This is a genomic window from Pseudomonas sp. P1_C12 (genome assembly GCF_056406435.1).
The window spans coordinates 136,594-150,826 of record NZ_JBFUAE010000009.1 but is presented as its reverse complement, the minus strand read 5'-3'; the positions used below and the strand labels follow the sequence as shown (position 1 = coordinate 150,826).

Annotated in this window: 14 protein-coding genes; 3 read left to right on the top strand and 11 right to left on the bottom strand. The window is 60.9% G+C overall.

What is annotated here, in order from left to right; all coding sequences use genetic code 11:
- Positions 1-19 precede the first annotated feature (19 nt).
- The 3 genes from AC1D19_RS17470 to plsB form a co-directional block, all read right to left on the bottom strand.
- Positions 20-418, bottom strand: a complete 399-nt coding sequence (locus AC1D19_RS17470) for a YbaY family lipoprotein (protein ID WP_115947766.1) — start codon at positions 416-418, stop codon at positions 20-22.
- 98 nt (positions 419-516) lie between these two features.
- Entirely contained in the window at positions 517-858 is a 342-nt protein-coding gene (locus tag AC1D19_RS17465) for a YbaY family lipoprotein (protein ID WP_477763897.1), read from the bottom strand.
- A gap of 168 nt (positions 859-1,026) precedes the next feature.
- Positions 1,027-3,519, bottom strand: a complete 2,493-nt coding sequence (gene plsB, locus AC1D19_RS17460; protein WP_477763896.1) for a glycerol-3-phosphate 1-O-acyltransferase PlsB — start codon at positions 3,517-3,519, stop codon at positions 1,027-1,029.
- 500 nt (positions 3,520-4,019) lie between these two features.
- Between plsB and AC1D19_RS17455 the strand changes: the two genes are divergently transcribed.
- Positions 4,020-4,229, top strand: a complete 210-nt coding sequence (locus tag AC1D19_RS17455) for a cold shock domain-containing protein (RefSeq protein WP_007954750.1) — start codon at positions 4,020-4,022, stop codon at positions 4,227-4,229.
- Between the two features lie 106 nt (positions 4,230-4,335).
- Here AC1D19_RS17455 and AC1D19_RS17450 read toward each other — a convergent pair whose 3' ends face one another.
- From AC1D19_RS17450 to AC1D19_RS17435, 4 genes are all read right to left on the bottom strand, one after another.
- Positions 4,336-4,713 carry a hypothetical protein gene (locus AC1D19_RS17450; protein ID WP_223442721.1) on the bottom strand — a complete coding sequence of 126 codons (378 nt, stop codon included), beginning with the start codon at positions 4,711-4,713 and terminating at the stop codon, positions 4,336-4,338.
- An 81-nt stretch (positions 4,714-4,794) separates the two neighbouring features.
- Positions 4,795-5,604, bottom strand: coding sequence for a putative RNA methyltransferase (locus tag AC1D19_RS17445; RefSeq protein WP_477763895.1), 810 nt, complete (start codon positions 5,602-5,604; stop codon positions 4,795-4,797).
- Positions 5,604-6,755 (bottom strand): succinyl-diaminopimelate desuccinylase, encoded by a 1,152-nt coding sequence (dapE, locus tag AC1D19_RS17440; protein WP_477763894.1) that lies wholly within the window; start codon positions 6,753-6,755, stop codon positions 5,604-5,606. Before dapE ends, AC1D19_RS17445 begins: the two co-directional genes overlap by 1 nt.
- 195 nt (positions 6,756-6,950) lie before the next feature.
- On the bottom strand, positions 6,951-9,539 hold the full coding sequence (locus AC1D19_RS17435; RefSeq protein ID WP_477763893.1) for a glycosyltransferase: 2,589 nt from the start codon (positions 9,537-9,539) through the stop codon (positions 6,951-6,953).
- Positions 9,540-9,803: 264 nt separating this feature from the next.
- Between AC1D19_RS17435 and tcdA the strand changes: the two genes are divergently transcribed.
- Positions 9,804-10,622: a tRNA cyclic N6-threonylcarbamoyladenosine(37) synthase TcdA gene (gene tcdA, locus AC1D19_RS17430; protein ID WP_477763892.1), complete on the top strand. Its 819-nt coding sequence runs from the start codon at positions 9,804-9,806 to the stop codon at positions 10,620-10,622.
- Between the two features lie 107 nt (positions 10,623-10,729).
- Here tcdA and AC1D19_RS17425 read toward each other — a convergent pair whose 3' ends face one another.
- The 4 genes from AC1D19_RS17425 to AC1D19_RS17410 all read right to left on the bottom strand — a co-directional run bounded on the left by AC1D19_RS17425 (position 10,730) and on the right by AC1D19_RS17410 (position 13,934).
- Positions 10,730-11,137, bottom strand: coding sequence for a SufE family protein (locus AC1D19_RS17425; protein WP_477763891.1), 408 nt, complete (start codon positions 11,135-11,137; stop codon positions 10,730-10,732).
- Positions 11,134-12,339, bottom strand: coding sequence for an aminotransferase class V-fold PLP-dependent enzyme (locus AC1D19_RS17420; protein WP_477763890.1), 1,206 nt, complete (start codon positions 12,337-12,339; stop codon positions 11,134-11,136). Before AC1D19_RS17420 ends, AC1D19_RS17425 begins: the two co-directional genes overlap by 4 nt.
- A gap of 165 nt (positions 12,340-12,504) precedes the next feature.
- Positions 12,505-13,539 (bottom strand): 2,3,4,5-tetrahydropyridine-2,6-dicarboxylate N-succinyltransferase, encoded by a 1,035-nt coding sequence (dapD, locus tag AC1D19_RS17415; protein WP_477763889.1) that lies wholly within the window; start codon positions 13,537-13,539, stop codon positions 12,505-12,507.
- A gap of 32 nt (positions 13,540-13,571) precedes the next feature.
- The gene (locus AC1D19_RS17410) at positions 13,572-13,934 is read right to left on the bottom strand and encodes an ArsC family reductase (protein ID WP_477755105.1); all 363 of its coding nucleotides are present in this window, start codon (positions 13,932-13,934) and stop codon (positions 13,572-13,574) included.
- A 155-nt stretch (positions 13,935-14,089) separates the two neighbouring features.
- On the opposite strand from AC1D19_RS17410, the gene AC1D19_RS17405 reads away from it, so the two are divergent.
- Positions 14,090-14,221 (top strand): hypothetical protein, encoded by a 132-nt coding sequence (locus AC1D19_RS17405; protein ID WP_477763888.1) that lies wholly within the window; start codon positions 14,090-14,092, stop codon positions 14,219-14,221.
- The last annotated feature ends 12 nt before the right edge of the window (positions 14,222-14,233 follow it).

The window sequence follows — 14,233 nt, the reverse complement described above, 5'->3', positions numbered from 1 at the left end:
CCTTGTTCAAAAAAGAGAGTTAGCGAACGGCGTCGACGCGGATTTTCAGCGGTTGCGGGTCTTTGCCATCAAGCTGCACGGCATGGTTTTCGGTGGTGATGAACATCAGCTTGCCGTCGACTTCGATGCGCGCGCTGACCGAGTAGCGATGGCCTGGTTTGACCTGCGCCGGATCGTAACTCAGATGAAACGGCAGTGGCACCTGGCCTTTGACTTGACCTTTCTGTTCGTCGAGGACAATGGCCGGTGCGTCGGCCAGGGACACGTCCTGCAAGCTTACGCTCAGGGTGGCGGTGGGCGGCAGGGCGCTGCGTTGCAGGTAAAAGACTTCGCCGTCGAGGCTGGCTTTCGGGGCAGATTGCATGGATTGGCAGGCGCCGAGCAAAACCGTAAGCCCGAGGAGAGAGAGTTTTTTCATGAAGCGGATCCTTGTCGTTGGCGCCTGAAGAAAACCGGCGCCAACGACAATTTAGCGGATTTTGCCGGGGATATCGCCCAACTTGCCTCGGGGCGTTCTCAGACGCGGCTGACCAGCACTTCCTGCCCCTTCACATAATCGACACCCAATTCCACCCGGTGTTGTTGAGTGGTGGTGAAGATCAGACGGTCTTCGTGGGTGATGCTCGCGCTGATTGCATAGGTATGGTCGGGCAGGACATCGGCAAGCTTGTACGTCAGGTTGAAGTTCAGCCCGACATTTTCTGCATTGGGAGTGATCTGTACGGCCAGTTCCTTCGCGGCGACATCTTGCAGGCTGACATCCAGCAGGCGGACATGAAGCGTTGAGTTGGGCAGCAGTCCAATCTTTTCGAGATAATGTACTTTGCCATCAATGGTTTTTACGGTTTCGCTGCTCATATTGATTTCCCTATCGATTGATCGTCGGTATTGACGAGCGCCCAGCATAGGTTCGATGCAGCGATTTCTATGTAGGGGAATTCCTGCAAGCAGGGGCGAAGAGGGCGTGGCATGAGTCAGAAGCGTCCTTGCTTCAGCCATAAACCTGCGTGCAGTGATCCGATGAAATCAGAGCGGTGTTACCAACTCCGCCGCATCTTCACTACGATGCAACGCCACCTGCCGAATCGACAAGCGAATCTCCGCCGGCAACACCCGTTTGGCCGCGCCTTCAGCCAGTTCACCGAGCAGTTCGTGATAGCTCAACTTGCCCGCTTCATCGCGCTTGAGCACGTCGAGGTCAAGCATGGTCTGGATGAAGTGGCGGAACAGGCTCTTGTCGAAGAATTCGGGGGCGTTCAGGCCATGCAGGATCGACAGGCGCTGGGCCATGACCGTGCACAGGTCTTCCAGTTCTTCGGCGCTGATGCTGTTCTGGCCGCTGTTGAGCAGCAGGGACACGGTCATGTAGAAGCGTTGCAGGGTCTGGGCGATGCTTTTCGACAGCAGCGTGAGCAGTACGAAATGCCGCGAGCTTGGCGCCGGGCGCAGGTACACATCGTTCTCGAAGCGCAGCAGGCCTTGTTCGACGAAGGCTTCCAGCCATTGATCGATCACCGCATCCAGTTCGTCCAGTGGCCAGCGAGTGAACAGCTCTGCTTGCAGGTACGGATACAGCGCGCGAGTGTAGCGCAGGATCTGCTCGCGGCTCATGCGCGAGGCGCTCTGGAAGAAGCTCGCCAGTAGCGCCGGCAGGGCGAAAATGTGCAGCACGTTGTTGCGGTAGTAGGTCATCAGGACCGCATTCTGCTCGTCCAGATACAGGATCTTGCCCAACGCATCGCTCTGCTCCGAGAGCAGGTCCATGTCCTTCACGTGCTCGATCAGCGCCCGGCCATCGCCTTCTGGCAAGGTGGTGTGCGGCGAATAGGGGACCTTGCGCAGCAGCGCCAGGTACAGGTCGAGCACCCGCGCCATGGCCCGGTCGTCCAGGGCCAGGCGGCTGGTGGACAGCAACGCCAGTGCCACCAGGTTGACCGGGTTGATCGCCGCCGCTTCGTTCAAATGCCGGGCGACTTTCTCACCGAGGCGGTTGGTGGTTTCGTTGAGCCAGGCGGGTCTGAACTGCGGGCCGAGTTCTTGTTGGCGCCAGTCCGGCTGCTCGCCGTCGAGGAATTCCGCCAGCTTGATCGGCTCGCCGAAGTTCACCGCCACCTGGCCGAAGCGCTGTTTGAGCGCGCCGATGACTTTGAAAATATCGAAGATCGACTCTTTCTTCTTGGCCGCACCGCGCAACTCGCCAAGATAGGTTCGACCTTCCAGCACGCGCTCGTAGCCGATGTATACCGGCACGAAGACGATGGGCATGCGCGACGAGCGCAAGAAGCTGCGCAGGGTGATCGCCAGCATCCCTGTCTTGGGTTGCAGCATGCGCCCGGTGCGCGAACGGCCGCCCTCGACGAAGTACTCCACCGGGAAGCCCTTGGTGAACAGGGTGTGCAGGTATTCGTTGAACACCGAGGTGTACAGCGGGTTGCCCTTGAACGTGCGGCGCATGAAGAACGCACCGCCGCGACGCAGCAGGCCGCCGATCACCGGCATGTTCAGGTTGATGCCGGCGGCAATGTGCGGCGGGGTCAGGCCGTTGCGGAACAGCAGGTATGACAGCAGCAGATAGTCGATGTGGCTGCGGTGGCACGGCACGTAGATCACTTCGTGACCCTGGGCGACCTTCTGCACGCCTTCGATGTGATTGACCTTGATACCGTCGTAGATCTTGTTCCAGAACCAGCTCAGCACCACTTCCATAAAACGGATCGCAGTGTAGGTGTAGTCCGAGGCGATTTCGTTGCCGTAGCGTAGCGCTTGAGCTTTGGCCTTCTCCGGTGAAATGTTCTCGCGTTCGGCTTCGTCGAGGATCGCTTGTTTGACCTGCGGCTGGTTCAGCAGGCCTTTGACCAGGTTGCGGCGGTGGGAAATGTCCGGGCCGATCACCGCCGCCTTCAGGTTGCGGAAGTGTACCCGCAGGATCCGCTGGGCCATGCGCACGGTGCGTTCATGGCCCTTGTCGTGCTCGATCAGTTCGCGCAGGTGGATCGGCGCGGAGAACTGCACGCGGGTCTTGCGTCCCAGCACGATGACGCTCAGCAATCGGCGCAAGCGCCCGGTGACCGCCCAGCTATCGGCGAACAGAAGTTTCCATGGGCTGTTTTCGCTGTCCGGCGACTGGCCCCAGAACACGCTGACCGGAATGATCTGCGCATCTTCGGCAGCGTTCTGGCTCAGGGCGCTGACCAGGCGGGTCAGGGTCGGCGGCGCACCGCGCTTGTCCTGGCGGCCGAGCCAGTCCGGGTCCGGCGTCAGGTAGAAGAACGCGGCGGGTTCCAGCAGGTTGCCCACCGATACCGGCAGCACCGGGCGTGGCAGGCCGGCCTTGCTGCATTCGGTGTCGACCACGGCGAGGTCGGTCAGCGAAGGGTTTTGCAGGACGTAGAACACCGGACGACTGCGGTCGAGGTTGAGGGTGAACGACGACTGGTTGATCGTCTCCGAGCGAACCCAGAGGTACAACAGTCGGCGCAAGGTGCCAAACACAAGACGGCGGAACGGGGAGCGGGTCATACGGCTTCTGCATGAGTGAATAAAACCAAGCAAATGCTCGGGCGGCAGGGGGCGTTCTTCATGAGTTTTCGCCCCGCGTTGTCGCCTTAAAGCGGGCCAGGCAAGGCGCAGGCCGCTGGGAATGGTTGTTCCCTTTCCAAGGCCTGCAACGCAGCCTGGCCCGCTTTAAGGCACAACCCGAAGGGCCGCGCCTGCTGTTGTGCAGGGCTGCGTTGCTCGAAGCTTATTTGGAATGACCAAACCACGCTTCTCGCGCCTTGCCCTGCACAACAGCAGGCACGGCGCGGCGCGAAAACTCATGAAGAACGCCCCCTAGTGTGCCGGATTCGTCGAAAATCGGCAAAAAAGCGGGTAAGTAAACTCTTGTTGAGAGTTTTAACGTCTGTCATATACTCGGCGCTCTGTCGCCGTTGCCCTCATGGGACCGGTATGCGCAGGCTGACGTTCCCGAGGCTTTCCTGCGAAAAGCCCGATCAATAATAAAAAGGGAGTATGAACAAATGGCAACACGCGAAACCGGCAACGTGAAGTGGTTCAACGACGCCAAGGGCTACGGCTTCATTCAGCGCGAGGACGGGGTGGACGTGTTCGTGCACTACCGCGCGATTCGCGGTGAAGGCCACCGTTCGCTGACCGAGGGCCAGCAGGTTGAATACGCGGTGGTGGAAGGGCAGAAGGGGTTGCAGGCTGAGGATGTGGTGGGGTTGTAACCGTCAAGATCAAAAGATCGTCCGAACGCGGCCCGAGCCTTCGGCAGCTCCTACAGGGTTTTGCATACACCTGTAGGAGCTGCCGAAGGCTGCGATCTTTTGCTTTCTAAGCGGTTTTCCAGGTGATCTCTTCTTCACCATCGGCGCTGATGCGAATCCAGCGATCCGCCGTCTCCTCACCTTCCTCCTCGACCCAGCTACCCGGTGCGCAACGCACTTCCACGTTCAGCGCGGCAAACGCAGCGCGGGCGCAGGCGATGTCGTCGTCCCACGGGGTCTGGTCGCTTTCCAGGTACAGGCTGTTCCATTTGCCGACGGCTTTTGGCAGCCAGGTCACTGGCACGTTGCCGGCCTTGCACTTGTAGGTCTGGCCCTTCTGGACCCAATCGGTGCACGGACCCAATGCCGCACCGAGCCAGGCGGAAATGGCTTTGTGGTCGACGTCGGCGTCTTTCAGGTAAATCTCGATATCGGGTTGGCGCATGGATGTCCTCACTGCGGGTCTGAAAAATCCATTCGCGGATTTAGCCGGTCTTGAGCCGTTGCCCGAGACCAAAAATTTAAGTTATTGAAGAACAAAATAATCGTAGCGCATCGACACGGTGACCTCGAACGGCTCGGCCTGCTCGATAACAGCAGCACGGCGCTCGGCACTGGCGCGCCAGCCGTGGGGCGTCATCGCCAACAGGTTCGCCCGGTCCTGACCGCTTTCCAGCGTCAGCTTGAATTCCAGGGCTTCACTGTGGGCCAGCACCATGCCATCCGGTACCAGGGCCAGGTGCTTGTCGTCAGTGTATTCACGGACTTCGTCGTACAGCCGCTCACGCAGTTCCATCAGGTGGCCGCTGGTTGGCCCGACTTTCATCAGGCCGCCGCCAACACTGAGCAGGCGCTTGGCTTCTTCCCAATCCAGCGGGCTGAAGACACTGGCCAGGAACTGGCAACTGCCGGAAGCCAACGGCACCCGGGCCATACTGGCGATCAACCAGGTGAGCTTCGGGTTGCGTTTGCAGGCGCGTTTGACCGCTTCGCGGGAGATGTCCAGGGCATAGCCCTCGGCATCTGGCAGGGCCTCGGCGATTTGCGCGGTGTAGTAACCCTCGCCACAACCGATGTCCAGCCAGTGCTGTGGCGCTACACCTGCCGCCAGCTCCGCCAGACGCTTGGCTACCGGGGCGTAGTGCCCGGCATTCAGAAAGTCGCGGCGGGCTTCGACCATCGCCTGGTTATCCCCAGGGTCGCGGCTGTTTTTGTGCTGCACCGGCAACAGGTTCAAGTAACCCTGGCGCGCGCGGTCGAAACGATGTCCGGCGGGGCAGACCACGCCATTGTCCACCGCATTCAGCGGCTCACTGCAGATCGGGCACGCAAGCATCAGGCGAGCAACTTGATCAGGGTCTGGTAGTAGATTTCGGTCAGTACGTCGAGATCCGCTGCCAGCACACGCTCGTTGACCTGGTGGATGGTCGCGTTGACCGGGCCCAGCTCAACCACTTGGGTGCCCATGGTCGCGATGAAGCGCCCGTCGGAGGTCCCACCGCTGGTGGACGCCTTGGTTTCACGACCGGTGATGTCCTTGATGCTCGCCGACACCGCGTCCAGCAGCGCACCCGGTTCGGTGAGGAACGGCAGGCCGGACAGCGCCCAGTCGATGTGCCAGTCCAGGCCATGTTTGTCGAGAATGTCGGCGACGCGCTTTTGCAGGCCTTCGACGGTGGACTCGGTGGAGAAACGGAAGTTGAACACCGCCACCAGATCACCCGGGATCACGTTGGTCGCACCAGTGCCGGAGTTGACGTTGGAAATCTGGAAACTGGTCGGCGGGAAGAAATCGTTACCGTGGTCCCAGTGCTCGGCGGCCAGTTCGGCCAGGGCCGGGGCGGCGAGGTGGATCGGGTTCTTCGCCAGGTGCGGGTAGGCTACGTGGCCCTGCACACCGTGCACGGTCAGCTTGGCGCCGAGGGAGCCGCGACGGCCGTTCTTGACCACGTCACCCACCAGGGTGGTGCTCGACGGTTCGCCGACGATGCACCAGTCCAGACGCTCCTTGCGCGCGGCCAGGCGTTCAACCACTGCCTTGGTGCCGTGGTGCGCCGGTCCTTCTTCGTCGCTGGTGATCAGGAATGCGACTTTGCCCTTGTGATTCGGGTAGTCGGCGACAAAACGCTCGGAGGCGACGGTCATGGCGGCGAGGCTGCCTTTCATGTCGGCGGCGCCACGGCCGCAGAGCATGCCGTGTTCATCGATCAGCGCGTTGAACGGCTCGATCTGCCAGGCTGTCACCGGGCCGGTCGGGACCACGTCGGTGTGGCCGGCGAAGCACAGCACCGGACCGTCGTCCTGGCCGTGGGTGGCCCAGAAGTTATCCACATCTTCGATGCGCATCGGTTCCAGGGTGAAACCGGCATCGCCCAGGCGCTGCATCATCTGCTTCTGGCAATCGGCGTCGATCGGCGTCACGGACGGACGGCGGATCAGGTCGATGGCGAGTTGGAGGGTCGGCGAAAGGTCGGCGTGGGCCGTCATGGAAAGCTCCGATGTGTGCAGCACGATAAACCTGTAGGAGCTGCCGAAGGCTGCGATCTTTTGATCCTGATTCTGAAAATCAAAAGATCGCAGCCTTCGGCAGCTCCTACCGAGTGTGTTGGCATTGAAAAGGGCGATCATTCTAAAGCAAAACGGCGACCCGAAGGCCGCCGTTTGACGTTATCTAATAACGGATTACGCTGTTGCAGGTTCTGGCTCAACCACCGGTTTGGGCAGCGACGACAGGAACGCCATGATCAGCGCTGCGACGTACGGCAGCGACTGCACCAGCAACATGGTGATCCAGAAGCGCATGTCGTTGCTCGGCATGCCGTTCACCAGGTAGATCCCCAGGGCCGCGCCCCACAACAGCAGCATGATGAACATCTCTTCCCGGGCTTCCGAAATCGCTACCCAGAAGCCGTGGTTATCGGCGTTTTTCGGCGTTCGGAAGAACGGAATGCTGCTGGTGAAGAATCCGTACAGCACCGCTTTGGCGATGGTGTGGGACAACGCCAGGCCGGCCAGCGCCGCGCAGAAGGCATCCTTCAGGTTCACCCCAACCGCACGACGGTAGAGGAAGATGATCTTGGCAACCTTGAACACGAACAGTGCCAACGGCGGGATTGCGAAAATCAGCAGCGGCGGATCGACCCGTTGCGGCACGATGATCATCGCCGCCGACCACAACAGCGCGCCAACGGTGAAGAAGATGTTCATGCCGTCCGCCACCCACGGCAACCAGCCCGCGAGGAAGTGGTAACGCTGGCCACGGGTCAGCTCGGTGTCCTTGCCGCGCAGCAGGCTGGCGGTGTGGCGTTTGATAATCTGAATCGCTCCGTAGGCCCAGCGGAAACGCTGCTTCTTGAAGTCGATGAAGGTATCGGGCATCAGGCCTTTGCCGTAGCTGGTGTGGTAATACGCCGCCGACAGGCCTTTTTCGAATACCCGCAGGCCAAGCTCGGCGTCTTCACAGATGCACCAGTCGGCCCAGCCCAGCTCTTCGAGCACCGAGCGACGGGTCATGGTCATGGTGCCGTGCTGGATGATCGCGTCACGGTCGTTGCGGGTGACCATGCCGATGTGGAAGAAGCCTTTGTATTCCGCGTAGCAGAGCTTCTTGAAGGTGCTTTCGTTCTGGTCGCGGTAATCCTGCGGCGACTGCACCACGGCGATTTTCGGGTCGGCGAAGTGCGGCACCATGTGCTTGAGCCAGTTCGGGTGCACGCAGTAATCGGAGTCGATCACCGCGATCACTTCTGCGTCCTTGGCGGTGTGCGGGATCAGGTAGTTCAGCGCGCCGCCCTTGAAGCCGGCCAGCGGTGCCACATGGAAGAACTTGAAGCGCGGGCCGAGGGTTTCGCAATAATCGCGCACCGGTTCCCAGACCGCCGGGTCCTTGGTGTTGTTGTCGATGATCAGGACTTCGAAGTCCGGATAGTCGAGGTTGGCCAGGGCGTTGAGGGTCTGTTTGACCATCTCCGGCGGCTCGTTGTAGCAGGGCACGTGAATCGACACTTTCGGGCGGTAGCTGGAATCGCCTTCCACCGGCAGGAACTCACGCCGGCGCTTGTGCACCCACACCGCTTCGGCCAGTTCATGGGCTTCGGTCAGCAGCACGATAAACACCCCGAGCGCACCGAGGGCGAGCAAGAAGCCCACCGTCAGGCTGAACCAGGTGCTGTATTGCTGGCTGTAGTCGTAACCGATCCACACCAGCACCGAACCACACAGGAACGCAATGAAGGTCAGGAAAGTACGGCCACGCTGGCGCAGGGCCGAGCCGTCGATCATCAGCAGGGTCAGCGACAACAGCGCCAATACCACCGAACCGATAGCCAACACGCGCCATTGCGGAATCGCCACCACCGGGCCTTCGAAGTTGAACTTCTGCTGGCGCGCGGCGTTGAACACGCCCCAGTAGGCGCCGACGGAACCTTCGTCGCTGGCTTTCCACGGCTGGTCAAACGCTTCGATCACGAAGTAGTTGAAGCCCTGGCGGTTGAGCTTGTTGACCAATGTACGCAGGTAGATCGCCTGGTCTGCCGGTGAGGCGTCGGCGCCACCGCGCATGCGGCCGTTGCTCGGCCAGCCCACTTCGGACAGCAGCAGCGGCTTTTTCGGGAACATTTTTTTCAGGTCGCGGGCGCGGTCGAGGACGAACTGCTGAGCCTTGTCCACCGGGATGAACTCCCAGTAAGGCAGGACGTGCGCGGCGATCAGGTCGACGTGCTTGGCCAGCTCCGGGTGCTCTTCCCAGACGTGCCACTGCTCGGACGTCGTGACCGGCACTTTGACGGCGGCACGCACACGGTCGAGCAACACGCTGAGTTCGGCGGCGGTGATTTCCTTGCGGAAGATCGCTTCGTTACCGACCACCACACGAACCACGCTGCGCGAGGAGTTGGCGATCTCGATGGCGCGGGTGATTTCCCGTTCGTTGCGTTCCTGGTCCGGGCTGATCCAGATCCCCAGGGTCACCCGTAAGCCGAACTCTTCCGCCAGTTTCGGGATGTCTTGCAGGGTGCCATCGACCGAGTAGATGCGGATGTTGTCCGTCAGCTTGCTCATGATCTCCAGGTCGCGACGCATTTGATCGTCGGTCGGGTACTGGTCTTTCTGCGGGAACTGGCCCTGCTGGAATGGCGAGTACGAGAAGCCGGAGATCTGTTCAGGCCAGTTGGGGGCGGTGACCGGGCGGTTGATCAGCGCCCAGAAGCCGGTAAACAAGGCTGCGATGGCAAGCACCACGACCAGGTTGAGTCCAAATTTACGCGATGACATAGTTATTTCGGGTTCCAAAGACTGTGGAACGAAGGAACGGTTGGCGGTCGCCAAGGGGCGCGCATCCTACACCGGGCATTCTCTGGTCGTACAGCGGACAGGGAATTGCCGGACATTGGGCAATCCAAGTCGGGTTAAGTTCTTTCTTTAGAGTGTGTAGGGCAAATCTTTGTTCGATGTAGTTTTCGTGGATGCTGCCTGTTCATAGCGCAATGATGCTCTTGCGCGCCGACGGCCCTATAATGCGCGCCGGTTTTTGGGGTAATGGTCATGAGTACAGAAGATCCGCGGTTTGCTGGCATCGCCCGTTTGTATGGCATCGAAGGCCTTGAGCGCCTGAAAGCGGCCCATGTGGCGATCGTGGGCGTCGGTGGTGTCGGTTCCTGGGCGGCGGAAGCCATGGCTCGTTGCGGCGTGGGCGAGATTTCGCTGTTCGACCTGGACGACGTCTGCGTCAGTAACGCCAATCGCCAGTTGCACGCGCTGGACAGCACGGTGGGCAAGCCCAAGGTCGAGGTGATGGCCGAGCGTCTGCGCGGGATCAACCCGGACTGCACGGTGCACGCGGTGCCTGACTTCGTCACCCGCGACACCATGGCGGAGTACATCACGCCGAACATCGACTGCGTGATTGACTGCATCGACAGCGTCAACGCCAAGGCCGCGCTGATCGCCTGGTGCAAGCGGCGCAAGATCCAGATCATCACCACCGGCGGCGCGGGCGGACAGATTGACCCGACGTTGATCCAGGTCTGCGACCTCAATCGCACGTTCAACGATCCGTTGGCGTCGAAAGTGCGCTCCACGCTGCGCCGCGACTACGGCTTCTCACGCACCGTGACCCGCCATTACAGCGTGCCGTGCGTGTTTTCCACCGAACAACTGCGTTACCCGAAACCGGATGGCAGCATTTGCCTGCAGAAAAGTTTTGTCGGTGATGGCGTGAAGCTCGACTGCGCCGGCGGGTTTGGCGCGGTGATGATGGTGACGGCGACGTTCGGCATGGTTGCGGCGACCAAGGCTGTGGACAAGATCGTGGCGGGTGTGCGGCGGCCGGCGGATCGCATCAAACCTCAAATTTAATGGCGATGACCCCTGTAAGAGCTGCCGAAGGCTGCGATCTTTTGATTTTGCTTTTTAAAAGCAAGATCAAAAGATCGTCCGAACGCGGCCCGAGCCTTCGGCAGCTCCTACACGTCGCTCAGGCTCCGCATCCGCTGAAGCACCGCATTCAAGCCATTACTGCGCGATTCGGACAACTGCCGCCCCAACCCCAACTGATTGAACCAGTCCGGCAAATCCACCTGCTGCAACTCAGCCGCCGACAACCCGTTGACCCGCGCCAGCAGCAACGCCACCAACCCGCGAATCAGCCGCGCATCGCTGTTGGCGCTGAACAGCCAATGACCATCGCGCAATTCGCCCACCAGCCACACCTGGCTTTCACAGCCGTGCACCCGGTTGGCATCACACATCTGCGCATCACTCAAGGCCGGCAGACGCTCGCCCCATTGCATCAGCAGGCGCGCGCGTTGTTCCCAGCCGGCCGCTTTCTGAAAGGTTTCGAGTGCCGTCACGGCATCGGCAGGCAGGTTCATCGCAATAGCTCCAGCGCCTGATCCAAGGCTTCAAAGAACCGCTCCAGGTCTTCGGAATCGTTGTACAGCGCCAACGACACCCGAATCGCCCCGGCCAGTTCAAAGCGTTTAAGCAGCGGCATGGCGCAGTGATGGCCGGCACGCACTGCGATCCCTTGTTCGGTCAGCAAATGCGCGAGATCGGAGTTATGTACGCCCTCGACGGTAAAACTGGCCAGTGCCACTTGCGGCTTGCCCAGCAGGCGAATGCCGTTGCGCGCTTCAAGGCCCTTGAGCAGACAGGCATGCAGCGCCGCTTCATGGACGGACACGGCGTCCTGATCAAGCTCTGCAAGGTAATCCAGGGTTGCTCCCAGGCCGATCACACTGGCAATCGGCGGCGTCCCGGCCTCGAAACCCAGCGGTGCCGGGCGAAAGCGTGCGTCGTGATAATTGGCATCCAGCACCATTTCGCCGCCGAACTGCCAGGGACGCAGCTGTTGCAACGCTGTATTGCGCCCGAACAACACGCCCAGGCCATCGGGGCCGTAGAGCTTGTGGCTGGAGAACACATAAAAATCGCAGCCTAGCGCTTGCACGTCGTGGCGGCCATGGACCACGCCTTGGGCACCGTCGATCACGGTCAGGGCGTTGTGCGCCTTGGCCAGTGCCAGCAATTGAGGCAGTGGCTGCCACGCGCCAATCACGTTGGACAGTTGACTGACGGCCAGCAGACGTGTGCGCGAGCCGATCAAGCCGGTCGCGGCTTCAAGGTCGATCACGCCGTCGGCATCCAGCGGCAGGATCACCAGTTTCAGGTCGCGACGGTGCGCCAGTTGCTGCCACGGCAGCAGGTTGGCGTGATGCTCCAGGGCGCTGATGACAATCTCGTCGCCCGGATTGAAAAGATGTTCCAGGCCGTAGGCCAGGAGATTCAGCGCGGACGTCGAGCCGTGGGTAAAGATGATCTGACCGCAATCGCCAGTATTGAGCCATTGCGCGGCTTTGCGGCGGCTGTCTTCGAAAGCCTGGGTGGCGTGGGCGCCGGGCAAATGCTGCGCCCGATGCACGTTGGCCGCGCCGTTGGCGTAGTAATGCGCCAGGGCATCCAGCAGGGCTTGAGGTTTTTGCGTGGTGGCGGCGTTGTCCAGATAGGTCTGGCCTTGCCGTTGCAGGGCGGCGATGGCCGGAAAATCGGCACGCCAGGGAGAGAGAATCATCATGCTATCGGGCCCTGGTGAGGGTACGCCGTACCCATGTAGGAGCGAGCCTGCTCGCGATGGACGCATGGACGACGCGTGCTGTCTGGTGCCGCGCGTAATCGTTGACGTCCATCGCGAGCAATCGAGCGTCGACCGGCTTCTCCTACACAGGTGATCGTGTAACGCTTAGTTGTGAGCGTGCAGCGCTTCGTTCAGTTCGATGGCCGATTTGTGGGTTTTGCATTCCACGGCACCGGTTTCCGAATTGCGACGGAACAGCAGGTCTGTCTGGCCGGCCAGTTCACGGGCCTTGACCACTTTGACCAGTTGATTGTTTTCGTCCAGCAGCGCGACTTTGGTGCCGGCGGTCACGTACAGGCCCGACTCGACGGTATTGCGGTCGCCCAACGGGATACCGATACCGGCGTTGGCGCCGATCAGGCAGCCTTCGCCGACCTTGATCACGATGTTGCCGCCGCCCGACAGGGTGCCCATGGTCGAGCAGCCGCCGCCCAGGTCCGAACCCTTGCCGACGAATACGCCAGCGGAAACGCGGCCTTCGATCATGCCCGGGCCTTCGGTGCCGGCGTTGAAGTTGATGAAGCCTTCGTGCATCACGGTGGTGCCTTCGCCAACGTAGGCACCCAGGCGCAGACGCGCAGCGTCGGCGATACGCACGCCGGCCGGAACCACGTAGTCGGTCATTTTCGGGAACTTGTCCACCGAGAATACTTCCAGCAGCTCGCCGCGCAGGCGGGCTTCGAGTTGCAGTTCAGCCAGTTCGCTCAGATCGACCGCGCCCTGGCTGGTCCAGGCCACGTTCGGCAGCAGCGGGAAGATGCCGGTCAGGTTCAGGCCGTGTGGCTTGACCAGGCGATGGCTCAGCAGGTGCAGCTTGAGGTAGGCCTCCGGGGTGGACGACAGCTGGGCGTCTTCAGCCAGCAAGGTGGCAACCAGCGGCTTGTGACTCTCGGCCAGGCGGGTCAGCAGGGCGGCCTGGGCAGCATCGACGCTTTTCAGTGCTTCAGCCAGTTGCGAGGCCTGGGCGGTGCTGAACGCAATGGCCTGATTGCCTTCGGTGTAGCCCAGAATCGGTGTGATGGCGGCGAGGACTTCAGCCGATGGCTTGAGTACCGGGGCGGCGTAGAACACTTCCAGCCATGCGCCTTGACGGTTTTGAGTGCCGACGCCGAAGGCCAGGCTGAACAGGGTAGTGGACATGTGTATACCTCTAACAAAATTGAACGGGCTGCTTACTTGAGCGCGGCCGCGTAGATGTCTGGCTTGAAGCCAATCAGGGTTCGGTCACCGAGATCGAGCACCGGGCGCTTGATCATCGAGGGCTGTGCGAGCATCAGTTCGATGGCTTTCGTCTGGTCGAGATCGGCTTTGCGTTCGTCGTCGAGCTTGCGAAAGGTCGTGCCTGCACGGTTCAACACCACTTCCCAGCCGTGCTCGTTGCACCATTGGGTCAGGTGTTCACGGTCGATACCGACCGCTTTGTAATCATGAAAGTCATAGCTGACAGCGTGTTCATCGAGCCAGGTGCGCGCCTTTTTCATGGTGTCACAGGCTTTGATGCCGAAAAGGTGCAACGTTTTGCTTGAAACGGCCAAGGAATCGCCCCCTTTACAGGTGCTGGATTTGAAAGGTGACGGATTATGCCATGGCCGAACGGTTTCGCGGCGGCTGTGGCACAAAACCTGTTGTTGCGTGGCGCTGAAGCCAGTCCGGACGACAAACGGCGTAATGAAGTGCGCGGCGCCTGCGTTTGAAGGCGTTGCGGGCGCAGCGCCTGGAGTTGTACAGCCTCAGTCGTCATCACCAGATTGGCGATGACGTGTTGCGTGAGGTGTTGGGGGAACTGGATTTGAGTGAGGCCAAACTCGGCCAGGTGAAATAACACCTGGCCCTG

What these genes read in the sequence shown, in the direction of transcription:
- dapD (WP_477763889.1), bottom strand. Translation starts at nt 13,539, where the DNA reads ATGTCCACTACCCTGTTCAGCCTGGCCTTCGGCGTCGGCACTCAAAAC.
- AC1D19_RS17450 (WP_223442721.1), bottom strand. Translation starts at nt 4,713, where the DNA reads ATGCGCCAACCCGATATCGAGATTTACCTGAAAGACGCCGACGTCGAC.
- AC1D19_RS17425 (WP_477763891.1), bottom strand. Translation starts at nt 11,137, where the DNA reads ATGAACCTGCCTGCCGATGCCGTGACGGCACTCGAAACCTTTCAGAAA.
- AC1D19_RS17455 (WP_007954750.1), top strand. Translation starts at nt 4,020, where the DNA reads ATGGCAACACGCGAAACCGGCAACGTGAAGTGGTTCAACGACGCCAAG.
- tcdA (WP_477763892.1), top strand. Translation starts at nt 9,804, where the DNA reads ATGGTCATGAGTACAGAAGATCCGCGGTTTGCTGGCATCGCCCGTTTG.
- AC1D19_RS17465 (WP_477763897.1), bottom strand. Translation starts at nt 858, where the DNA reads ATGAGCAGCGAAACCGTAAAAACCATTGATGGCAAAGTACATTATCTC.
- AC1D19_RS17445 (WP_477763895.1), bottom strand. Translation starts at nt 5,604, where the DNA reads ATGCTTGCGTGCCCGATCTGCAGTGAGCCGCTGAATGCGGTGGACAAT.
- AC1D19_RS17435 (WP_477763893.1), bottom strand. Translation starts at nt 9,539, where the DNA reads ATGTCATCGCGTAAATTTGGACTCAACCTGGTCGTGGTGCTTGCCATC.
- AC1D19_RS17470 (WP_115947766.1), bottom strand. Translation starts at nt 418, where the DNA reads ATGAAAAAACTCTCTCTCCTCGGGCTTACGGTTTTGCTCGGCGCCTGC.
- AC1D19_RS17420 (WP_477763890.1), bottom strand. Translation starts at nt 12,339, where the DNA reads ATGATGATTCTCTCTCCCTGGCGTGCCGATTTTCCGGCCATCGCCGCC.
- dapE (WP_477763894.1), bottom strand. Translation starts at nt 6,755, where the DNA reads ATGACGGCCCACGCCGACCTTTCGCCGACCCTCCAACTCGCCATCGAC.
- plsB (WP_477763896.1), bottom strand. Translation starts at nt 3,519, where the DNA reads ATGACCCGCTCCCCGTTCCGCCGTCTTGTGTTTGGCACCTTGCGCCGA.